The organism is Methylobacterium frigidaeris (assembly GCF_022179185.1).
GTDB classification, from domain to species: domain Bacteria; phylum Pseudomonadota; class Alphaproteobacteria; order Rhizobiales; family Beijerinckiaceae; genus Methylobacterium; species Methylobacterium frigidaeris.
Window position 1 is genome coordinate 105,957 of the sequence record NZ_BPQJ01000005.1, and the last position, 21,399, is coordinate 127,355.

At 72.2% G+C, this 21,399-nt stretch carries 17 protein-coding genes; 8 read left to right on the forward strand and 9 right to left on the reverse strand.

Annotated elements, in window-relative coordinates:
• Nucleotides 1-186: 186 nt before the first annotated feature.
• The 4 genes from MFF64_RS07100 to MFF64_RS07115 all read right to left on the reverse strand — a co-directional run bounded on the left by MFF64_RS07100 (nucleotide 187) and on the right by MFF64_RS07115 (nucleotide 6,710).
• Nucleotides 187-1,065: an amidohydrolase family protein gene (locus MFF64_RS07100; RefSeq protein ID WP_099906744.1), complete on the reverse strand. Its 879-nt coding sequence runs from the start codon at nucleotides 1,063-1,065 to the stop codon at nucleotides 187-189.
• Nucleotides 1,058-2,344, reverse strand: coding sequence for an MFS transporter (locus tag MFF64_RS07105; RefSeq protein WP_238190223.1), 1,287 nt, complete (start codon nucleotides 2,342-2,344; stop codon nucleotides 1,058-1,060). The genes MFF64_RS07100 and MFF64_RS07105 overlap by 8 nt, the downstream gene beginning before the upstream one ends.
• A gap of 159 nt (nucleotides 2,345-2,503) precedes the next feature.
• Nucleotides 2,504-4,462: a PAS domain-containing methyl-accepting chemotaxis protein gene (locus MFF64_RS07110; RefSeq protein WP_099903636.1), complete on the reverse strand. Its 1,959-nt coding sequence runs from the start codon at nucleotides 4,460-4,462 to the stop codon at nucleotides 2,504-2,506.
• 106 nt (nucleotides 4,463-4,568) lie between these two features.
• Nucleotides 4,569-6,710 (reverse strand): hybrid sensor histidine kinase/response regulator, encoded by a 2,142-nt coding sequence (locus tag MFF64_RS07115; RefSeq protein ID WP_238190225.1) that lies wholly within the window; start codon nucleotides 6,708-6,710, stop codon nucleotides 4,569-4,571.
• 369 nt (nucleotides 6,711-7,079) lie between these two features.
• Here MFF64_RS07115 and MFF64_RS07120 point away from each other — a divergent pair, with 369 nt between their 5' ends.
• A complete protein-coding gene (locus MFF64_RS07120; protein ID WP_099906912.1) occupies nucleotides 7,080-8,726 on the forward strand; it encodes a dihydroxyacetone kinase subunit DhaK in 1,647 nt (548 codons plus the stop codon).
• Between the two features lie 135 nt (nucleotides 8,727-8,861).
• Here the strand turns inward: MFF64_RS07120 and MFF64_RS07125 are convergent, their stop codons facing one another.
• Nucleotides 8,862-9,404 carry a Ros/MucR family transcriptional regulator gene (locus MFF64_RS07125; RefSeq protein ID WP_099906915.1) on the reverse strand — a complete coding sequence of 181 codons (543 nt, stop codon included), beginning with the start codon at nucleotides 9,402-9,404 and terminating at the stop codon, nucleotides 8,862-8,864.
• A gap of 240 nt (nucleotides 9,405-9,644) precedes the next feature.
• Between MFF64_RS07125 and MFF64_RS07130 the strand changes: the two genes are divergently transcribed.
• The 5 genes from MFF64_RS07130 (at nucleotide 9,645) to MFF64_RS07150 (ending at nucleotide 14,597) form a co-directional block, all read left to right on the forward strand.
• The gene (locus MFF64_RS07130) at nucleotides 9,645-9,860 is read left to right on the forward strand and encodes a ferredoxin (RefSeq protein WP_099906926.1); all 216 of its coding nucleotides are present in this window, start codon (nucleotides 9,645-9,647) and stop codon (nucleotides 9,858-9,860) included.
• On the forward strand, nucleotides 9,857-11,134 hold the full coding sequence (locus MFF64_RS07135) for an NAD(P)/FAD-dependent oxidoreductase (protein WP_099906917.1): 1,278 nt from the start codon (nucleotides 9,857-9,859) through the stop codon (nucleotides 11,132-11,134). The genes MFF64_RS07130 and MFF64_RS07135 overlap by 4 nt, the downstream gene beginning before the upstream one ends.
• 16 nt (nucleotides 11,135-11,150) lie before the next feature.
• On the forward strand, nucleotides 11,151-12,401 hold the full coding sequence (locus MFF64_RS07140; protein ID WP_099906920.1) for a cytochrome P450: 1,251 nt from the start codon (nucleotides 11,151-11,153) through the stop codon (nucleotides 12,399-12,401).
• A 63-nt stretch (nucleotides 12,402-12,464) separates the two neighbouring features.
• Nucleotides 12,465-14,015, forward strand: coding sequence for an FAD-dependent oxidoreductase (locus tag MFF64_RS07145; RefSeq protein WP_099906923.1), 1,551 nt, complete (start codon nucleotides 12,465-12,467; stop codon nucleotides 14,013-14,015).
• A gap of 99 nt (nucleotides 14,016-14,114) precedes the next feature.
• Nucleotides 14,115-14,597, forward strand: coding sequence for a MarR family winged helix-turn-helix transcriptional regulator (locus tag MFF64_RS07150; protein ID WP_238190227.1), 483 nt, complete (start codon nucleotides 14,115-14,117; stop codon nucleotides 14,595-14,597).
• Between the two features lie 3 nt (nucleotides 14,598-14,600).
• Here MFF64_RS07150 and MFF64_RS07155 read toward each other — a convergent pair whose 3' ends face one another.
• The 4 genes from MFF64_RS07155 to MFF64_RS07170 all read right to left on the reverse strand — a co-directional run bounded on the left by MFF64_RS07155 (nucleotide 14,601) and on the right by MFF64_RS07170 (nucleotide 19,371).
• Nucleotides 14,601-15,062 (reverse strand): acyl-CoA thioesterase, encoded by a 462-nt coding sequence (locus tag MFF64_RS07155; RefSeq protein ID WP_099900881.1) that lies wholly within the window; start codon nucleotides 15,060-15,062, stop codon nucleotides 14,601-14,603.
• Nucleotides 15,059-16,867, reverse strand: a complete 1,809-nt coding sequence (locus MFF64_RS07160; RefSeq protein ID WP_238190229.1) for a feruloyl-CoA synthase — start codon at nucleotides 16,865-16,867, stop codon at nucleotides 15,059-15,061. The genes MFF64_RS07155 and MFF64_RS07160 overlap by 4 nt, the downstream gene beginning before the upstream one ends.
• A gap of 4 nt (nucleotides 16,868-16,871) precedes the next feature.
• On the reverse strand, nucleotides 16,872-18,086 hold the full coding sequence (locus MFF64_RS07165; protein WP_099905398.1) for an ABC transporter substrate-binding protein: 1,215 nt from the start codon (nucleotides 18,084-18,086) through the stop codon (nucleotides 16,872-16,874).
• A 493-nt stretch (nucleotides 18,087-18,579) separates the two neighbouring features.
• Complete coding sequence (locus tag MFF64_RS07170) at nucleotides 18,580-19,371, reverse strand: crotonase/enoyl-CoA hydratase family protein (protein ID WP_099905396.1); 792 nt, start codon at nucleotides 19,369-19,371, stop codon at nucleotides 18,580-18,582.
• A 137-nt stretch (nucleotides 19,372-19,508) separates the two neighbouring features.
• Here MFF64_RS07170 and MFF64_RS07175 point away from each other — a divergent pair, with 137 nt between their 5' ends.
• Together MFF64_RS07175 and MFF64_RS07180 are read left to right on the forward strand one after the other, a co-directional pair.
• The gene (locus MFF64_RS07175; RefSeq protein ID WP_099905394.1) at nucleotides 19,509-20,480 is read left to right on the forward strand and encodes a 3-hydroxyacyl-CoA dehydrogenase NAD-binding domain-containing protein; all 972 of its coding nucleotides are present in this window, start codon (nucleotides 19,509-19,511) and stop codon (nucleotides 20,478-20,480) included.
• A 34-nt stretch (nucleotides 20,481-20,514) separates the two neighbouring features.
• Nucleotides 20,515-21,396 (forward strand): beta-keto acid cleavage family enzyme, encoded by an 882-nt coding sequence (locus MFF64_RS07180; protein WP_099905393.1) that lies wholly within the window; start codon nucleotides 20,515-20,517, stop codon nucleotides 21,394-21,396.
• Nucleotides 21,397-21,399 lie beyond the last annotated feature (3 nt).

Below are 21,399 nucleotides of genomic sequence, written 5' to 3' on the forward strand. Positions count from 1 at the left end.
CGGACGATGGGCCGCTCGACGGACTTCAAGCACGATGCCGGTCATGCAGAAGGATGTTGAGCGAAGCGATCGTTGACCTGCTCCGCAGACCTGAGAACCCCCATCGTCATCCCGGGGCCGCGCAGCGGAGCCCGGGATGACGCGGTGAGACGTGAACGCGTCAGCGCATCCTGCCGACGGCCGTCGTCAGACCGGCTCGCCGAACCCGTACAGGCGCGCCGGATTCGCGACCAGCACCCGGTGCCGGTCGGCCTCGTCCGGCACCCACTCGGCCAGGAGGTCGAGGAGGTCGCCGACATTCATCATCGGCCCCCAATGCGAGACGTGCGGCCAGTCCGAGCCCCAGACGCAGCGCTCCGGACCTGCGTCGTGCAGGGCGCGGGCGAAGGGCACCGTGTCGGCGAAAGGAGGGCCGGCGACGGAGTTGCGGTAGGCGCCCGAGAGCTTGACCCAGGCGCCGTCGCGCACGAGCGAGACCAGGGTGCGGAAGCCCTCGTCCTCGACCCCGCAGGAGGTCGGGAAATGGCCCATATGGTCGATGCAGAACGGCACCGGCAGCCGGCTCAGGCGTCCGGCCAGCGGCGGCAGGCTGCGGGCATCGATCAGGAATTGCAGGTGCCAGCCCATCTCGCGGCAGAGCGCACCGTAGGCCTCCACCGCCTCGAAGCCGACCCCGCCGCCATAGAGCACGTTGAGACGCAAGCCCACGACGCCGGCCTCCTTCAGCGCCGCCAGCTCCGCCTCGGGCAGGCCCAAGGGGATGACCGCGATGCCGCGCAGGCGCCGCGGATGCGCCCGCAGGGTCTCCAGCATCAGCCGGTTGTCGGTGCCGTGGACGCTGACCTGGATCAGCACCCCGTGGGTCATGCCGGTGGCGTCGAGCATGCCGAGATAGGCCGCCGGCGTCGCCTCCGGCGGGGTGTAGCTGCGCGTCGCCACGAAGGGATAGGCCGGGGGCAGCCCGATCACGTGGGCGTGGGTGTCGACCGCGCCCGCCGGGACGGCGAAGCGGGTGGGCCCGCGCGGATGCGGGGCGGGCCCGGGACAGTCGCGGATCTCAGGCATCGGCGTGCAGCACCTTTCCGCGGGTTTCAGGAAGAGCGTAGGCGGTGAGGAAGAACACCCCGTAGGCGATGGCGGCGAAGATCGCGATGGCACTCGCCAGGCTCATGCCGGCCGAGAGGTAGCCGACGAGGGCCGGAAACAGCGCACCGATGCCGCGGCCGAAATTGTAGCAGAAGCCCTGGCCCGAGCCGCGCAGGCGCGTCGGGTAGAGCTCGGTCAGGAAGGCGCCCATGCCCGAGAAGTAGCCCGAGGCGAAGAAGCCGAGGGGAAAGCCCAGCACCCACAGCACCGCGTTCGAGAGCGGCAGCTGCGTGTAGACCAGGACCACCGCGATGGCGCCGAGTGAGAAGATCAGGAACAGCGGCCGCCGTCCGAGGCGGTCGGCGAGCCAGGCACCGGCGAGATAGCCGGCGAAGGAGCCGACGATCAGGGCGGCGAGGTAGCCGGTCGACGAGACGATCGACAGGCCGCGCTCGGTGGTGAGGAAGCGCGGCAGCCAGGTGGTGATGGCGTAGTAGCCGCCCTGGCAGCCCGCCGACATCAGCGAGGCGAGCAGCGTGGTGCGCAGGAGCGGGCCGGAGAAGATCTCCCAGATGGCCGGGCTGTCGCCGGCGGCCTTGGCGCGGGCCCGGGTCTCGGCGGCGACCTTCGGCTCCTCGACGTAGCGGCGCAGGTAGAAGACGAGGAGGGCGGGCGCGGCGCCGATCACGAACATCCAGCGCCAGGCGGTCTCCGGCGGCAGGACCGAGAACAGGACGGCCTGGGCCAGCACCGCCATGCCCCAGCCGATCGCCCAGCCCGACTGGACCGAGCCGACGGCGCGGCCGCGATACTGCGCCCGGATGGTCTCGCCCATCAGCACCGCTCCGGCTGCCCACTCGCCGCCGAAGCCGAGGCCGAGCAGCGCCCGGGCGATCAGCAGCTGGGAGAAGTCCTGCGCGAAGGCGCAGACCAGCGAGAAGAACGAGAACCACAGGATGGTGATCTGCAGCGTCAGCACCCGGCCGATCCGGTCGGCGAGGTAGCCGGCGAGCCAGCCGCCGAGCGCCGAGGCCAGCAGCGTCACGGTGGCGGCGAGGCCCGCGGTGCCGGCGTCCACGCTCCACAGCTTGATGATCGTGCCGATCACCAGCGGGTAGATCATGAAGTCCATGCCGTCGAGGGCCCAGCCGGCGGCGCAGGCCCAGAAGGTGTGGCGCTCGGGCGGGGTCATGTCGCGGTAGAAGGCGGTGAGGCTGGCATCCTCCACCGCCACCGCATCGCTGGCGGGCGTTGGCATCGGGTCGCTCCCTGGAACCATTGTTAGATCTTGCGGGCCGCAAAGGCCCGGGCGGGAGCAAGCACGATTTGCCGGCCTCTGCCACCGCATCCCGGCGGGATCGCCCTGAAAAAGCCGGCTAAGGAGATGGTTTCCCGAGGAAAACTCTGTTCCGCGGCGTCACTCTGCGAAGCGGATGCCGATCTCGCAGCCGTGCTGGCGCACCACCTCGCAGGAGCGCTCCGGCTGGCCCTCGGCGTGCAGCACGATCCGGGGCGTCAGCCGGATCGGGCGCTCGAGCGCGAGCTTGGCGCCGGACTTGGAGAGGTTGAGCACGAGGCAGGGCATCGTCTCCACCGGCCCAGATCCCGGCGGCAGCACGACCCGGCCGGACAAGGAGGTGCGCACCCGCTCGTCGACCCTCCGCTCCTCGATGCCGACCATCCACTCGTCGAGGCTGCCGGCGATCTCGGCCACGCCCGCGGCCGTCGTCTGGACGTTGGTGCTGACCTCGCCGGTGGTGCTGCGCTGGTGCTCGCTCGCCGCCGCCGTCTCGGCGATGAAGCCCTGGACGGCGTCGACTGCGCCGCTGATCGAGCCCAAAGCCTCGGCGACCTCGTGCGACACGGTCTGCATGGCGGAGATCTCGCCCGAGATCCGGCCGGTCGCCGCGCTGGCCTGGCCGGCGAGGTTCTTCACCTCCGCCGCCACCACGGCGAAGCCGCGGCCGGCCACACCCGCCCGCGCCGCCTCGATCGTGGCGTTGAGCGCCAGCAGGTTGATCTGCTCGGCGATCGTCGTGATCGCCTCGACGACGCCGTTCATCGCCTGGGCGGCCGCGTCGAGGCGCGTGGTGGCGGCGCCCGCCACGTCCACCCGCTCCTGGATCTCGCCGACGGCCTGACGGGACTGCCCCATTCGGGTCGCGATCGACACCGAGGTCCGGTGCATCTCCTCGGAGGCCTCCGCCACCGCCTGGACGCGGGTCAGGGTCCGCTCGGCCGCCGCGATCGCCCGCGCCCGCACGCTCATGCTGTGGGTGACGTCGGTGGCGAACTTGATCACCTTGCAGGGGCGCCCGTTGAGGTCGAGGACGGGCGTGTAGGTGGCCTGGATCCACACCTCCCGGCCGCCCTTGCCGAGGCGCTGGTAGACGGCGGACGCGTAGCGCCCGGCGCGCAAGGACTCCCAGAACTCGGCGTAGCTCTGGCTCTCGGCGTAGTCGGGGGAGACGAACAGGCGGTGGTGACGGCCGAGGATCTCGTCGAGGCCGTAGCCCATCGCCTTCAGGAAATGGCCGTTGGCATCGAGGATGGTGCCGTCCATGTCGAACTCGATCACCGCCTGCGAGCGGAGCGCCGCCTCGATCTTGCCGGCGGTGTCGGCGGCGTGCTGCTTGGCGGCGGTGATGTCGGAGGCGTACTTGACGATTCTGAGCGTGCGCCCGGCCGCGTCGAGGATCGGGTTGTAGGTCGCCTGGATCCAGATGTCGGTGCCGTCCTTCGCCCGCCGCCTGAACTCGCCCGTCTGGTACTCGCCGCGGGCGAGCCGGGCCCAGAAGGCGCGGTATTCCGCGCCGTCGGCCTCGTCCCCGGTCACGAACAGGCGGTGATGGCGACCGACGATCTCGTCCAGGCCGTAGCCCAGCACCGCGAGGAAATGTGGGTTGGCGTCGAGGATCGTTCCGTCGGGAGCGAAGTGGATCACCGCCTGCGAGCGGTTGATCGCGGTGATCTGGCCGGCCGCGTCCGCCGCCGCCTGCTTCTCGGCGGTGATGTCGAGGGCGAACTTCACGATCCGGACCGGCCGGCCGCGGGCATCGAGCACCGGATTGTAGCTGGCGCGGATCCAGACCTCGCGCCCGCCCTTGGCCAGGCGCCGGTACTCGGCGCTCTGGAACTCGCCCCGGCGCAGCGACGCCCAGAACGCCTCGTAGGCGGGGTCCGCCGCCTCGGACTGATCGACGAACAGGCGGTGGTGGCGCCCGCGCACCTCGTCGAGGCGGTAGCCCATCAGCCGGAGGAAATTCTCGTTCGCCTCGATCAGCGTCCCGTCGAGCCCGAAGGTCACGGTGGCCTGGGAGCGCTCGATGGCATCGAGCTTGGCGGCAGTGCTGGAGCGGCGCGCGGAGGCGAACATGTTGTGTCCCAGACGATCGTGGGCCTTTCGCCCCTTGAAGCACGGCGCCGTTAACGCCCCCTAACGCTGTGTAATCCCGTGTCAGAGGGCCGCAGGATCCCGCGTCTCACGGCCGGGCCAGCATCTCGCGGATGCACAGGGCCAGAGCCTCGACCGCGAAGGGTTTCGTCAGCACCTGCATGCCGGGCTCGAACTGCCCGGTGCCGAGCGCCGCGGTCTCGGCGTAGCCGGTGATGAACAGCACCTTCAGGCCGGGCCGCAGCGCGCGGCCGGCATCGGCCATCTGGCGCCCGTTCATGCCGCCGGGCAGGCCGACATCGGTGACGACAAGGTCGATGCGCACGTCCGATTGCAGCACCGTGAGGCCGGCCACGCCGTCGGCCGCCTCGATCGCCGTGTAGCCGAGATCCTCCAGCACCTCGGTCACCAGCATGCGCACGGTCGGCTCGTCGTCGACGATCAGCACCGTCTCGCCCCGTTCCGCCCGGGGCGCCTCCGCGAGGGTCGCGTGCGCAGCCTCCGTCTCGCAGGCGCCGTGGTGGCGCGGCAGGGTGATGCACACCCGGGTGCCGCGGCCGACCTCCGAGGCGATCCGCACCTGCCCGCCCGATTGCTGGGTGAAGCCGTAGATCATCGACAGGCCGAGGCCGGTGCCCTGGCCGATCGGCTTGGTGGTGAAGAACGGCTCGAACACCCGGGCGATCACCTCGGGCGCCATGCCGGTGCCGGTATCGGTCACGCAGAGCGACAGGTAGTCGCCGGGCGGGATGTCGTGGGCGCGCGCCGCCGCCGCGTCGAGGCGCAGGTTCGCGGTCTCGATCGCGATGCGCCCGCCTTCCGGCATCGCGTCGCGGGCATTGAGGCAGAGGTTGAGGAGCGCGTTCTCGAGCTGCGGCGGGTCGACGAGGACGGTCCAGAGGTCGGGGGCGCCCTCGACCGCGATCTCGATCGCCGGCCCGACGGTGCGCCGGATCAGCTCCTCCATCCCGGCCACCAGGTGGTTGACGTCGGTAGGCCTCGGGGCGAGCGTCTGGCGGCGCGAGAAGGCGAGGAGCCGGTGCGTGAGCGCGGCGGCACGCCTGGCGGCTCCCTGCGCGGCCGCCATGTAGCGGTCGACATCCTTGAGCCGTCCCTGGCCGATGCGGGTCTGCATCAGCTCCAGCGAGCCCGAGATGCCGGCGAGCAGGTTGTTGAAGTCGTGGGCGATGCCGCCCGTCAACTGGCCCACCGCCTCCATCTTCTGCGACTGGCGCAGCGCCGCCTCGGCCCGCATCAGCTCGGCGGTGCGCTCGGCCACCTGCTGCTCCAGCGTCTCGGTCAGCGCCCGCAGCATCGTGGTGGCGCGGTCGCGCTCCGCCTCGACGGCGCGGCGCTCGTCCACGTCGATGAGCACGCCCGGGAAGCTCAGCGGCGTGCCGTCGGGCGCGTGGTCGACCCGCCCATTCGCCTCGAGCCAGTAATACTGACCGTCGGCGCGCCGGGTGCGGTACTGGTGGGCATAGGCGCCGCCGCGGATCACCACCGCGTCGATCGCCGCGATCAGCCCGGCCCGATCGTCGGGATGCACCGTCTCGATCACCTGCTCCAGGCTCAGACCCTCGCGGCCGAGCTTCGGATCGAGGCCGAAGCTGCGGGCGAAGGCCTCGTCGATGGTGAAGCGGTCGTTCGGCAGGTCCCAGAACCAGGTGCCGATGATCGCGCCGGCCGCGAGCGCGAGCTGGACCCGCTCGATGTTCTCCCGGGCGATCGCCTCGCTCTCCCGCAGGCGCTGCGCCGCGATCACCTGGGCGGTGGTCTCGTTGGTGAGAATGAACAAGCCGGCGACGCGCCCCTCGCCGTCGACGACTCGCGAGTAGGAGAAGGTCCACCAGGTCTCGGCCTCGCCCCGGTCGGTGCCGAGCTTCCACGGGAGGTCGACGAAGCGCCGGCTGCGGCCCGCGAAGGCGTCCTCGATGATGGGCCTGGCCTGCTCCCAGCCATCGGCCCAGACCCGGTCGAAGCGCTCGCCCATCGCCCAGTCGAGCCGGGGGCCGAGCAGCGGGAAATAGGTCTCGTTGAAGAAGAAATGCAGGTCCGGCCCCCAGGCCAGGATCATGCTCTCGGGCGAGTTCAGCACCAGGCTGAGCGCCGTGCGCAGGGCCTCCGGCCAGGTCTCTGGAGGCCCGAGCGGGTGACCGGACCAGTCGCGCGCACGGATCATCGCGGCCGCGCGGCCGCCGCCGGCCAGGAACGGAAGGGGGTCACTCATCGGCGTGGCGGCGGGCTCACCTTGTGGGGGTTCACCTTGTGGGGGTTCATTTGGGTAAGGTCGGGCCCGCACCGCGGCGACACTGCCCCGGCGGGTCCCGACATTCGGTCCGGGCACCGCGCGGCGCCCGTGGCGCAGGGGAAGCACCGGCCCGGACGATTCGCATCTTATGGCCCGAAGCGGCCGATTCGGCAAAGCCGTTCGGCGCCTTCCGCGGGCATCTGCCCGGCCATGGCGGACCGGCCGCGCTTTTGGCAGGATCGGCCGCGCTGCCGCCGAGTCGCGACCAGGGATCCGCGACCAGGGATCCGCGGCCAAGGACTCGCGGCCAAGGAGGGGCAGCCAAGCTGCCAGGGGAGGACCGACCGGATGGCCCACTTCATCAACGACCGCGCCGCCCTGGTGGCGGAGGCGGTGGACGGCCTCGTCAAGGGCAGCGGCGGGCGGCTCGCCCGCCTCGACGGCGATCGCGCGATCCGGGTCGTGCTGCGGGCCGACTGGCAGGCCGACCGCGTCGCGGTCGTCTCGGGCGGCGGTTCGGGTCACGAGCCGGCCCATGCGGGCTTCGTCGGGCGCGGCCTCCTCACCGCGGCGGTCTGCGGCGACGTGTTCGCCTCGCCCTCCGTCGACGCGGTGCTGGCGGGCATCCTGGCGGTGACCGGGCCGGCGGGCTGTCTCGTCATCATCAAGAACTACGCCGGCGACCGGCTGAATTTCGGGCTCGCCGCCGAGCGCGCCCGGGCTCTGGGCCTGTCCGTCGAGACCGTCACGGTCGCCGACGACGTCGCGATCCCAGGTGCGGCGCAACCCCGGGGCATCGCCGGCACGCTCCTGGTGCACAAGGTGGCGGGCCACGCCGCGGAAAGCGGCCGGCCCCTGGCCGAGGTCGCCGCGGCCGCGCGGGCGACGGCCGCCGGGGTCAAGTCCCTCGGTATCGCGGTCTCGGGTTGCACGATGCCGGGCGGGGTGGCGGAATCCCGCCTCGCTCCGGGGCAGGCCGAGCTCGGCCTCGGCATCCACGGCGAGCCCGGCATCGAGCGCATCGCCCTGCCGCCGGCCGCCGACCTCGCCGGCCTGATGACGGCGCGCCTCGCCGAGGCCCTTCCGGGCGGCGGGCCGCTCGCCCTCCTCGTCAACAATCTCGGCGGCACCACGGCCCTGGAGATGCAGGTGCTGACAGGTGCGGTGCTGGCCACGCCGCTGGGGGCGCGGGTGCGCCTGCTCCTGGGGCCGGCCGCCGCGATGACCGCCCTCGACATGCACGGCGCCTCGCTCTCGCTGCTGCCCCTCGACGCCGCGACGGAGGACGCGCTCACTGCCGCGACCGAGGTCCCGGCTTGGCCGCGGACGGTTCCGGTGGTGGCGCCGACGACGCGGGCGCTGCCCGACCGCCTTGCGCAGCAGGGCCCCGCCGCCTCCCCCTCGCAGGATCCCGCCGTGACGCGGGCGATCACCGCGGTCTGTACGGCGCTGATCGGGGCGGAAGCGGCGCTCAACGCCCTCGACGCGCGGGTCGGGGACGGCGACACCGGTACCACCTTCGCGTCGGCGGCCCGCGCCGTGCTCGCCGATCTCGATCGGCTGCCGCAGGCCGACCCCGCTGCCCTGTGCCGCGCGCTCTCCGACCGCCTCGCGCGGGTGGCCGGCGGATCGAGCGGGGTGCTGATGTCGATCTTCTTTTCCGCCGCTGGCTCCGGCCTCGCCGACGGGATGCGCTGGCCGGAGGCCCTGGCCCGCGGTGCGGAGCGGCTCCAGGCCCATGGCGGCGCACGGCCCGGCGACCGTACCCTGCTGGATGCCCTGGTGCCGGCCCTCGCGGCCCTGCCCATGGGCGGCGTCACCGCGGCGGCGCGGGCGGCTGAAGCGGGAGCCGCCGCCACCGCCCGGATGACCCGCGCCGGCACCGGCCGGTCGAGCTACCTCGCCGCCACCGACCTCGCCGGGGTGGAGGATCCGGGCGCCGTCGCGGTGGCCCGTGCCTTCACGGCCCTGGCCGTCGCAGCGCCAGGGGGTTGAGCTGCCAAGGGGTTGAGGTGCGCGGGCGCCACGACGGCCGGCATGGGACTCGTTCGACGCGACTCCCGCGCCGGTCTCACCCTGAACGTGTCCCGGCATTCCGCCGGCCGAGGCGCAGAATCCCGTGCCGGCGCCTCAGGCGCCGCGGCGGCCGCGGCGCGGCTTGCTCTCGCTCGAGGTCTCGGGCGCGACCGCTGCTTCGGCCGCCGCCTCGGGGGCGAACACCTCGACTGCCTCCTCCGCCGCCTCCTCGTTCCGCACAGAGCGGCGGCGCTGCTGGCCGAGGCCGAGCGAGCGGGCCAGCTCGGAGCGCTGCTCCGAATAGCTCGCCGAGGTCATCGGGTAGTCGTGGGGCAGGCCCCACTTCTGGCGGTAGGCCTCGGGCGTCAGGCCGCGCAGGGTGAGATGGCGGCGCAGGGTCTTGTACGACTTGCCGTCCTCGAAGCTGATCAGGAAGTCATGGGTGATCGAGCGGCGGATCTCGCTCGACGTCGCCTTGGGATGGACCGGCTCGGGGGGAGCTTTGCTCCCTCGCGCCATCTCGTTCAGCGCACCATAGACATCGGAGATCAGCTTCGGCAACTCGGCGCTCTGCAGATGGTTGCTGCTGACATAGGCAGAGATGATATCAGCCGTCAGCGTGACGATCTCATTGTGAGTGCTAGCGGTCTCGTCCATCCCGGCACGCTCTGTGAATCACTGAAAATCGGTGTCATATCCTTAAGTTCGCGGTGACCAAAAAGGCAAGGATTATTTGTTGATAAAAATCACGAACTCGGAGGGACCAACCGGTTGACGTAACAAGCGCATGCGGAATCGACCTCCATGCTGCCCGATCGGGCGGCGGCGTCGCCGGAACCCGGCCGGGCCGCCGCGGTTCTCCCGCCGGATACCGGGAAGCTGGCGGGGGAGTCCTGGATGCGCGTCGTCGTCGATCTGAACCGCTGCCAGGCCTATGCCCAGTGCTGCTACGCGGCGCCGGAGCGCTTCGTGCTGCGGGGCGACGAGATCCTGGTCTACGACCCGGCGCCGCCCGCCTCGGACCGCGCGGCGGTCGATCGGGCGGTGCAGGCCTGCCCGGTCCGCGCCATCCGGGTCGAGCATGAGGATGCGCCGACGGAGCGTCCGGCATGAGGGACGGGACGATCGTGATCGCCGGCGCCTCGCTCGCGGGTTTGCGCGGGGCGGAAGCCCTGCGGGCGAACGGATTTACCGGCCGCCTGGTCGTCGTCGGCGACGAGCCCCATCCGCCCTACGACCGCCCTCCTCTCTCGAAGCACGTCCTCACCGGCGAGATCCCGCCCGGCGCCACCACCCTGCCGGGCGTCGGCGCGCTTCGGGCCGAATGGCGCCTCGGCACGCCGGCGCTCGGTCTCGACCGGGACGGCCGGGCGCTCCACCTGGCGGATGGCGGGCGCGTCGCGTTCGACCGCCTGCTGATCGCCACCGGGGCCCGTGCCCGGCCCTGGCCGATGCCCGGGGAGGCGCGGCTCGCAGGCGTTCACACCTTGCGGAGCCGGGACGACGCGACGGCCCTGGCGGCAGGCCTCGCGGCGCGGCCGGGACGGGTGCTGATCCTCGGCGCCGGCTTTATCGGCTGCGAGGCGGCGTCCAGCATCCGCGCCCTCGGCCTCCCGGTCACGGTGGTCGATCCGGCGCCGGCGCCCCTCGCCGGGGCGCTCGGCAGCGTCATCGGTGGCTTCGTCGCCGGGCGGATGGAGGCGGCGGGGGTCGATGTCCGGCTGGGCGCCCGGGTGACGCATCTCGAGGGTGATCGCGCGGTGCGGCGCGCCCGGCTCGAGGGGGGCGGCACGATCGAGGCCGATCTCGTCGTGGTGGCGTTGGGCGCCGTGCGCAACACCGGGTGGCTCGCCGGCGCCGGCCTCGATGCCGACGAGGGCGGGCTGTCCTGCGACGGCGCCTGCCGCGCCCTCGACGCGGCGGGCCGGCCGGTCCCAGGCATCTTCGCCGCCGGCGACGTGGCGCGCTTCCCCCATCCGCTCTACGGCAACCGCCCGGTCGCCCTGGAGCATTGGGGCAACGCCGTCGCGCAAGCTGCGCACGCCGCCCGGGCGATGCTGGACGGGCCGGATTCCGTGGAGCCCTATGGCGAGCTGCCGGCCTTCTGGTCGAGCCAGTTCGGGCTCAACATCAAGTCGCTGGGCCTCACCGAGGGGGCCGACGCGGTGGCGATCGTGCAAGGCAGCCCGAGAACCGGCCGGTTCCTGGCAGTCTATGGCCGGGCCGGCCGCACGGTCGCGGCGGTCTCGGTCAATGCCGGGCGCTGGCTGCCGGCCTACGAAGGCCCGATCCGGGACGGCGCGCTCTTTCCGCCGATCACCGGCGGCGCCGACCAGCCGAGGCCGGAGCCGATGCCGCCGGGCCTTCCGGCCCATGAGGCCGCCTGATCCCTGAAGGCCCATCATGACCGACGCACCCGATGGCACCCTGTTCGCGACAGCCCGCGATCCGGCGAACCGCGCCGATCCCTACCCGCTCTATGCCCGCCTGCGCGCGCATCCGGTGGCGCGCCAGGACGACGGCACCTGGGTGGCGAGCGGACACGCGGCGATCCGCGCGCTCCTTCATGATCCGCGGGTCAGCTCGGAGGATCTGCCGCCGGCCGAGCACCCGCCCACCGGCAACCCGGTCAAGGACTGGATCGTCAACCCGCTGAAGGACTGGATCACCGACCGCCATCGCCCCTTCATCTTCCGCGATCCGCCCGACCACGGCACCTTGCGCCGCCAGGTGATGGGGCAGTTCACGATCGCCCGGGTGCGGGGCATGAAGCGGCGGACGGAAAGCCTGGTGGCCGAGTGCCTGGACCGGTGCGCCGGCCGCCGGACGTTCGACCTCGTCGATGACCTCGCCTATCCGCTCCCCGTCACGGTGATCTGCGACCTGCTCGGCGTGCCGCGGGAGGACGAACCGCGCTTCCATGCCTGGGCGACGCAGCTCGCCACGGCCCTGGAGCCCGAGAGCCGCCACGACGAGGAGTTGCGCGCCCGCAACACCGAGACCTTCGACGCCATCGCGGCGTACATGCGCGACCTGATCCGCGAGAAGCGCCGGGCACCGGCCGACGACCTGCTCTCAGGGCTCGCCACCGCGAAGGACGGGCAAGCCGGGCGGATGAGCGATCCCGACCTCGTCGCCACCGCGATCCTGCTGCTGATCGCCGGGCACGAGACCACCGTGAACCTGATCACCAACGGCATGCTGACGCTGCTGCGTCACCCCGCCGAGTTCGCGCGCCTGCGCGCCGACCCGGAGCGGGCGCCCCGGGTGATCGAGGAGCTCCTGCGCTACGAGCCGCCGGTGCATTTCCGCACGCGGCTCACACGGGCCCCGATCCCGGTCGCCGGCACGGTGATCCCGGAAGGCGCGCCCCTGGTGCTGCTCTTCGCCGCCGGCAACCGCGACCCGGCGCGCTTCCCCCACCCCGACCGGTTCGACCCCGACCGGGAGGACAACCAGCATTTCGGCTTCGGCGGCGCGCTGCATTACTGCGTCGGCGCGCCGCTCGCCCGGATCGAGGCCGAGGCCGCCCTGACCGCGCTCGCCGCCCGGCTGAGCGCCCCCCGCCTCGCCGAGGACCCGCCCCCCTACCGGCCCGGCGCCTCCCTGCGCGGCCCGAAGCGCCTCTTGCTGCACATCGACGGCATCGGGTGAGGCACCGTTACGGCACCCGCGCGTTTCCTGCCGACGACGCATCCGCTGACGAAGAGGCAGGCCATGGCCGACAAGGATTCGCAGGACAAGCCGGATTTCGCGAGCGGCATCCCGTCGGACGACCTGCCCGAGGGGGCGATGCTCGAGGGCACGCTCGGTGAGGACAAGGTGCTGCTCCTGCGCCGCGACGGCCAGGTGCGGGCGATCGGCGCCCGTTGCACCCATCTCGGCGCGCCGCTCGCCAAGGGGATCGTCGCTGACGGGGAGGTGCGCTGCCCCTGGCACCATGCCCGCTTCAGCCTGGAGACCGGCGAGGCCGTCGGCGCCCCGGCCTTCGACCCGCTGCCGTGCTACCGCGCCGAGGAGCGCGACGGCCGCATCACCGTGACCGGACGGCGCAAAGCCGCGGTCAGGCCCGCGACGAGGAATCCCGGCAAGGTGGTCATCATCGGCGGCGGGGCCGGCGGGCATGCCTGCGCCGAGTGGCTGGCCCGGGCCGGCCACGGCACCGCCGTCACCCTGGTGAGCGACGATCCCGATCCGCCCTACGACCGCACCTTCTGCTCGAAGCAGTACCTCTCCGGCAAGGCGAAGCGCGAGACGACGCGGCTCGCCCCCGAGGGCTTCTACGGCGGCGACGGGCCCCGCCTCCTGCGCGACCGGGTGGTCTCCCTCGATCTCGACGCGCAGGAGATCGCGACCGCGGGCGGCGAGCGGCTGCCCTACGACGCCCTGGTGATCGCGACGGGCGCCGCGCCGCAGCGGCCGGACGTGCCGGGCTTCGAGCGTCCGAACGTCCACACCCTGCGCAGCCTCGCCGACGCCGACGCGCTGATCGCGGCGACCGAGACCGCCCGCAGCGTCGCGGTGGTGGGAGCGAGCTTCATCGGCCTCGAAGTCGCCGCCGCGATGGTGGCCCGCGAGAAGGTCGTCACGGTGGTGGCGCCCGATGCGGTGCCGCTGGCGCGTGTCCTCGGCGAGGCGGTCGGCCGCTTCGTCCAAGGCCTGCACGAGGACAAGGGCGTGACCTTCCGCCTCGGCCGCGAGGCGACGGGCTTCGACGGGACGGCGCTGACCCTCGACGACGGCAGCCGGATCGAGGCCGATCTCGTCGTGCTCGGCACCGGCGTCTCGCCCCGCACCGACCTCGCCGAGGCCGCCGGCCTGACGCTGGCGCAGAAGGACGAGGGCGGCGGCATCGCGGTCGACGCGACTCTCGCCGCCTCCGCCTCCGGGATCTACGCGATCGGCGACGTCGCATCCTATCCGGATCCGCGCAGCGACCGGCGCCTGCGGGTCGAGCACTGGGTCCACGCCCAGCGCCAGGGCCAGCACGTCGCCCGCGCCCTCCTGGCAGGGGCGACCTTGGGCGAGGCGGCGCCCTTCGCCGAGACGCCGTTCTTCTGGAGCGGCCATTACGGCACCAGCCTGCGCTACGTGGGCCATGCCGGCTCGGCGGAGGAGACCCAGGTCGAGGGCGACGTGAGCAAGGGCGATTTCGCCGTCACCTACCGGGAGGACGGGCGCGACGCCGCGCTCGCCACCTGCAAGCGGGACACGCGGTCGCTCGAGGTCGAGGACGCGTGGGACCGGGAGGGCCGGGCGGCGGGCTGAACGCAGCGCCCGGGCGCGCGGCCTCCCCGCTTGCGCCCGGGCCCGATCGCGGGCAGGTGGCGGGACAGGTTCACGGCCGAGACAGGGGCCCGTCCAGCGTTGCCGAGTGATGACACCCCGGGCCTCGCCCGCCTCGAAGGCCTGATCGGCTACACCCTGCGGCGGGCGCAGGTCGCGGTCTCCCGCAGCTTCGTCGAGCTGTTCGCCGATCTCGACGTGCGCCAGAGCCAGCTCGGCGTGCTCACCGTGATCGAAGGCAGCCCGGGCTCGCGGCCGAGCCAGGTCGGCGCGGCGATCGGGATCAAGCGGGCGAATATCGGCCCGCTCCTCGACGAGCTGGAGGCCCGCGGCCTGGTGCGCCGCGAGCCCGACCCGACGGATCGCCGCTCGCAGTCCCTCTTCCTCACCCGGGACGGCGAGGCGCTGATGGCCGAGCTGCACCGCCGCGAGGCTGCCCACGAGGAGCGCATCGCCGCGTTCCTGAGCCCGGAGGAGCGGGCCGCGCTCCTCGGGCTGCTGCGCCGCCTCGAACAGGGCGCGCGGGACGTGGCGGGGGATGAGGGGGCGGAGGAGACCGACTGATCCTCACTCTCCCCGGAACCGCCGCACCAGCTCCTCCGGGATCGGCGCCGCCTTCATCCGGGCCGGGTCGTCGGGGTGGCGGCCGGCCCAGACCCGGCGCTCGCGGCCCTCGACGGCGAGGTCCCCGGCATTGAGCAGGCGGTGGCGTACCGCGAAGCTCGACCGGCCGACATCCACCACCGTCGAGACGATCTCGACCTGGTCGCCGTAGCGCGAGGGCTTGAGGAAGCGCGCCCCGGTCTCGACCAGCGGGATGCCGAGGAGGTCGTAGCGGGCGAGCATCCCGGCCTTCGGCAGCCCGGTCGCGGCCGCGCACAGGAGCGCCGTCGACCAGTCGAAGAAGTCGAAGAAGCGCGGGTTGAACACGATGCCGGCGGGGTCGCAATGACCCCATTCCACCGTCAGGGTGCGGGTATGGGTGAAGCCCTCGTGATCGACGACCTGGTCTTGCGTCGGCGGGGTCATGCGGTCTCCGGGATGATGACGTCGGGAGCGTAGGGTTCGGCGTAGAGGCGGGCGACGGCGTCCGCCCGGTTGCGCAGGACGCCGCGCTGGTTGATCGAGCCCTTGTCGGTCACCTCGTCGCGGTCGAGGGCCGGTGGTTCAGCGAGCAGCAGGAGCCGGGCGATGCGGTTGGACGAGCCGGTGGCCTTCCGCGCGAAGGCCGCGAGGCGCCGGGCGAAATCCCGCCGCAAAGCCGGGTGGGCGAGGATGGCGGCATCGTCGCCCGCCGCCCCGCAAAGGGTGCGGCAGGCGGCGAGGTCGGGGAAGACCAGGGCCGCGACCTCGTCGCGCGCCTCGCCCGCGATGGCGACGTCGCGCACCAGCGGCTGGAACGCGTCGAGGAAGGCGGCCCGCAGGGGGCCGACGCTGACCCAGACCCCGGTGGTGAGCTTGAAATCCTCGTTGAGGCGGCCGTCGAAGGTGAAGCCGCGCTGGAGATCGCTGGAATCGACCGGCACCAGGGCGTCGCCGAGGCGGTAGAACCCCTCCTCGTCGAAGGCCGACGCGGTCAGGTCCGGCCGGCGCCAGTAGCCGGGGGTGACGTTCGGCCCCCTCACCCGCGCCTCGCGCTTGGTGCCGACGGGCGCGACCTTCAGCTCGACCCCGGGCGCCGGAAGGCCGACCTGGCCGGCCTTCGCCGGACGGTCGTCGGTGACGAGGGCGAGCGGCGCGGTCTCGGTGGCCCCGAGCCCCGTCACCATCGGCACCGTCCGGCCGATCGTTTGCCGGGCGAGGTCGTCGATGGCGTCCCAGACCGGCTGCGGCAGGCCGGCGGCGGCGAAGAAGGTGACCTGGAGCCGGCTGAAGAAAGTCTTTCGGAGTTCGGCGTCGTCGCGCAGGTGCGGCACCAGCGCCTCGAAGCCCTTCGGCACCGTGAGGTAGAGGGTGGGGGCCACCTCGCGCAAGGCGCGCACGGTCTCCCGGATGCCGCCGGGGGTCGGCCGGCCCTCGTCGATGGTGAGGGTGCCGCCATTCGCCAGCACCAGGTTGAAGTTGTGGTTGCCGCCGAAGGTGTGGTGCCAGGGCAGCCAGTCGACCATCACGGGCGGCTCGGCCGCGAGCGCCGGGAAGCGCGCCTGCAGCATCGCCTGGTTGGAGCCGAGCATCCGGTGGGTGTTCACCACCGCCTTCGGCACGCCGGTGGAGCCGGAGGTGAACAGGAGCTTCGCCACCGTTTCGGGCGCGACCGCCGCGTGGGCGGCCGCGACGGCCTCGGGATCGTGAGCCTGCATCAGCTCCCTGAACGGCGTCGCGGGCCGGCCGATCTCGGCGCCGTCGGCGACCACCACCTCGGTCCCTGCCGGGACCGCCGCCGCGATGGCCGGGGCGTAGACCGCGCCCTCGGCGGCGAAGACGAGGCCGGGGGTGAGCAGCTCCACGATCGCCCGCAGACGGGCATGGTCCTGCGACACGGTGGAGTAAGCCGGCGAGACCGGCGCCACCGCGATGCCGACATGGAGGGCGGCGAGCGAGATCAGCGCGTGCTCGAAGCCGTTGCCGGACAGGATCATCACCGGCCGCTCGGCCGAGAGGTTCCGCGTGAGCAGGGACGCGGCGATCCGCTCGACGGATTCGAGTGCCGCCCCGTAGGTCAGGGGCTCGAACACCCCGTCCGGCCCGCGCCGGACCAGGAACGGCCGGTCCGGCGCCTCGGCGGCGTGGCGGGTCAGGTGCGCGGTCAGACGCTCGGGATAGGGCGGCAGAGGGGCGGTCGCGGTGACCAGCAGGCTGCCGTCGTCCCGCGCGACGAAACGATGCGTCGTCATCGCCTCACCCCTTCACCAGCGGGCAGCCGCCCTCGGAGAGCGGGCGCCAGGCCTCCTCGGCCGGCACGGTGCGCACCGGTTTGAAGTAGTCCCAGCCGCCCTTGCTCTCGGCCGGGGTCTTGGTGGTGAGGAGGTACATCGGGTGGAGCTTCCGCCCGTCCTCGCGGATGCGGCCGGGGCCGAAGATCGGATCGTCGGTCGGCATCGCCTTCATCGCCGCCACCACCGCGCGGCCGTCGCCGGCCTCCTTCACGGTACTGACGGCCTTCAGGTAATGCTCCACCGCCGAGTAGATTCCGGCCTGCATGTCGTTCGGCATGGCGTGGCGCGGGTGGCGGGCAGCGTAGCGCGCCGCGAAGGCGCGGGTGCCGTCGTTGAGGTCCCAGTAATAGGGCGTGACGATGTAGACGCCCTGCGTCGCCTTGAGGCCGAGCGCCGGCATGTTGGTGATGTTGAGGATCAGCCCGGCGAGGCGCTGGGCCGGGGCGATGCCGAACTCGGCCGCCTGCTTGAGGGCGTTCGAGGTGTCGTCGCCGGCATTCGCCAGCCCGATCACGTCGGCGCCCGAGCCCTGCGCCTGGAGCAGGAAGGACGAGAAGTCGGCGGTGCCGAGCGGGTGGCGTGACGCTCCCTTCACGCTGCCGCCCATGGCCTTCACCTCCTCGGCGGCCGAGCCTTCGAGGTCCTTGCCGAAGGTGTAGTCGGCGGTGAGGAAGTACCAGGACTTGCCGCCCTGCTGCACCAGTGCCTTGGCGAGCGCGTGGCCGAGCGACCAGGTGTCGTAGGTCCAGTGCACGGTGTTGGGCGAGCATTGCTTGCCGGTCAGCTCGGCGGTGCCGGCGCCCGAGCCGATGAACACCTTGTTCTTCTCCCGCGCCAGGTTTGCGACGGCCAGCGCCACGGCGGAGTTCGGCACGTCGACGATCAGGTCGACGCCGTCCTGGTCGAACCAGCGCCGGGCGATCGAGGCGCCGATATCGGTCTTGTTCTGGTGGTCGGCCGAGACCAGCTCGACCGGCCGCCCGGCCTGCTTCGCGAAATCCTCGATGGCGAGCTGGGCGGCGATGACCGAGCCCTGGCCCTGATAGTCGGCATAGGGGCCCGACATGTCGTTGAGCACTCCGATCTTCACGGGCCGCTCGGCGGCGGCGGCGGGAGCGAGCAGCGACAGAAGGGCGGCGAGGGCCGGGGCGAGCCGGCGGACGGCGTGGCGGGACATGGTTTCCTCCGTGGGTAGGGCGGCCGGTCTTGGTGCCGGGTTCTTTGGAGTGCGTATGAAGTCTTCGGAGCGCTTTACTCTGTTAAAACGAGGTCGAAGAAGACGAGAGATCCCCTCTCTCGGCTGGGAGAGGGGTAGGGGTGAGGGTGGAACGCTTCAGTGTAAAGCGCTGAGCGTCGTGCTGGCAGCGGAACAGTCTGAGTTCGACTTAGAACCGTCGCACCTTCACCCCTAAACCCTCTCCCACATGGGAGAGGGGAACAGCGCCTTACTTATTACCCCCTTCGCTTCCCCTTCTCAGGGTCATCCCGGGGCCGCGCATCGGAGCCCGAGATCCAGAACCGCGGGTGGTACCGGATGAGTCGGGCGTGTTCCGCCCCATCCTGAACGTCCTGAGTGTCTGGATTGCGCTTCGCGCCCCTTCGGGGTCCGGGCTCTGCTTCGCGGCCCCGGAATGACGCGGAGGGATCCAGGATGCGGTGCGGGTCCTGAGCTATTCCCTCACCTTCTTCGCCCGCCCTTCCAGGAACTCAGCCAGGCGGCGCTTGGCCTCGGCGTCGCTTTGCGCCACCGCGGTCATCAGGGCCTCGGTGAGGTAGCCCGTCGCCGGGTCGGCCTCGGCGATGCGCGGCAGGGCGTGGATCAGGGCGTAGTTGGTGAGCGGCGCGTTCTCGGCCGCGCGGGCGGCGAGGGCGATCGCCCGTTCTAGCCCCTCCCCTGCCGGCACGACGTAGTGCGAGAGGCCCAGCCGCTCGCCGCTCTCGGCGTCGTGGACGCGGCCGGTCAGCATCATGTCGCGCATCCGCGAGACGCCGATCAGCCGCGGCAGCCGCACAGAGGCGCCGCCGCCGACGAAGATGCCGCGCTGGCCCTCCGGCAGGGCGTAAAAGGCGGACGACTCGGCCACCCGCAGGTGGGCCGAGAGCGCCAGCTCCAGCCCGCCGCCGATCACCGCCCCTTTCAGCGCCGCCACCACCGGCACCCGGCCGAACTCGATCTCGTGGAAGGCCCGGTGCCACATCCGCGAATGCAGCATGCCGGCGGGCGCGTCGCGCTCGGTCAGCTCGGCGAGGTCGAGCCCGGCGCAGAAATGCGGGCCCTCGGCCGCGATCACCAGCGCCCGCACGTCGTCGGGCAAGCCGCGGGCGATGCGCTCCAGCCCCAGCACCATGCCGTCGTCGAGGGCATTGCGCTTGTGCGGGCGGTTCAGGGTCACGATCGCCACCGCGTCCCGCCGCGTGACGACCAGGGACTCGGTGCCGAGGCCCGACAGGTCCTCCGCCATATCGGCGCTCCTCCGATTCTCGCTCCGGCCTGTTCGCGCCGGATTGCCAAACCTGATTTGTAATGTGATATAACTATCTCAACGGGTCAATCGGGCGACAAGCCCTGACAGCAGGCCCGATCAGGGAGGGCGCCGCGATGGACGACGCGAGCGGACCGGCCGGCGGTTATCGCACGGCCATCGGGCGGGTGGCGGTGATCGGCACCGGCGTCATCGGAGCGTCGTGGGTGTCGCAGTTCCTGGGCTCCGGCCTCGACGTCGTCGCCACCGATCCGGCTCCCGGCGCCGAAGACCGTCTGCGCGAGACGGTCGCCCGGCACTGGCCGATCCTCGAAGCGATCGGCCTCAGCGCCGGTGCCTCGCCGGAGCGACTGACCTTCGTGGCCGGGCCGGAAGAGGCAGCGGAGGGCGCCGACTTCGTGCAGGAGAACGGGCCCGAGCGCCTGGAGATCAAGCGCGAGACGTATCGGCGCCTCGATGCGGCAGCGGCGCCCGACGTGGTGCTGGCGACGAGTTCCTCCGGCCTCACCCCGAGCGCGGTTCAGACCGCCTGCCGCCATCCGGATCGGGTCGTCCTCGGCCATCCCTTCAACCCGCCCCACCTGGTGCCGCTGGTTGAGGTCCTGGGCGGCGCTCAGACCCATGAGGGCGCGGTCGCGGCGGCGACGGCCTTCTACGAGCGGATCGGCAAGCGGCCGATCCGCCTGCGGCGCGAGCTCGTCGGCCACGTCGCCAACCGGCTCCAGGCGGCGCTCTGGCGCGAGGCGTTCCACCTCGTCGGCACCGGCGCCGCCACGGTCGCCGACATCGACGCGGCGATCGCCCACGGGCCGGGCCTGCGCTGGTCCCTGATGGGGCCGTGCCTGCTGAATCACCTCTCGGGCGGCCCCGGGGGGCTCGCCCACACCCTCGACCATCTCGGGCCGCTGATGGAAGCGATGTGGGCCGATCTCGGCGACCCGCGCCTGACCCCTGAGCTGAAGCAGACCCTGGTCCGCGGCCTCGACGAGGCGCTGGCCGGGCGCGACCTCGACGCGATGGTGGCCGAGCGCGACCGGCTGCTCGTCGATCTCGTCCGGCAGAAGCGCGACGCGCCGAGCCTGCCGTAGCCCAATCCCGACCAACCCAAACAGGGAGGACAACATGGCCAAGGTGATCGTGACGGTGGCGCCGACGGGCGGCATGGCCTCGAAGGCGCAGAATCCCAACCTGCCGACCCAGCCCGGCGAGATCGCCGAGTCGGTGCACAAGTCCTGGAAGGAGGGGGCGGCGATCGCGGCGCTCCATGCCCGCCGGCCCGACGACGAGGCGACCTGCAACGACGAGATCTACCGCGACATCAACCGGCGCATCCGCGAGCGCTGCGACATCATCCTCAACAACTCGACCGGCGGCGGCTCGAGCGGCGACATGCTGGTGCCGCGCCCCGACGGGCTGTTCGAATCGAGCTTCGAGGAGCGGCTGAAGGGCTGCGAGGCCGGCGCCGAGATGGCGACCTTCGACGGGATGACCTTCGCGGACGTGCATGGCGGCCGCGAGATCCTGGTGGTCACCACGCCGAGCCGCTGCGAGGCCCTGGCCAAGCGCATGCAGGAGCGCGGCATCAAGCCGGAATGGGAGGTGTTCGGGCCCCAGCACATCCTGCAGGACGTGACCCGGCTGATCGAGAAGGGCTACGACAAGCCGCCCTACTACATCAACATGGTGCTCGGCGCCGACAAGGGCTTCCAGGGCGCGATGCCCTACTCGCACGACATCCTGGCGGCGATGATCCGGATGCTGCCGCCGCAATCGATCTTCTGCGTCTCCGGCATCGGCCCGGCGCAGCTGCCGGCGACCACGCAGGCCATCCTGCTCGGCGGCCATGTCCGGGTCGGGCTCGAGGACAACAACTACTATTCCCGCGGCCAGCTCGCCACCAACGAGCAGCTCGTCGCCCGCACGGTGCGGATCATCAAGGAACTCAACCACGAACCGGCGAGCCCGGCGGAGGCCCGGGAGATCCTCGGCCTCAAGGCCGTCTGACGG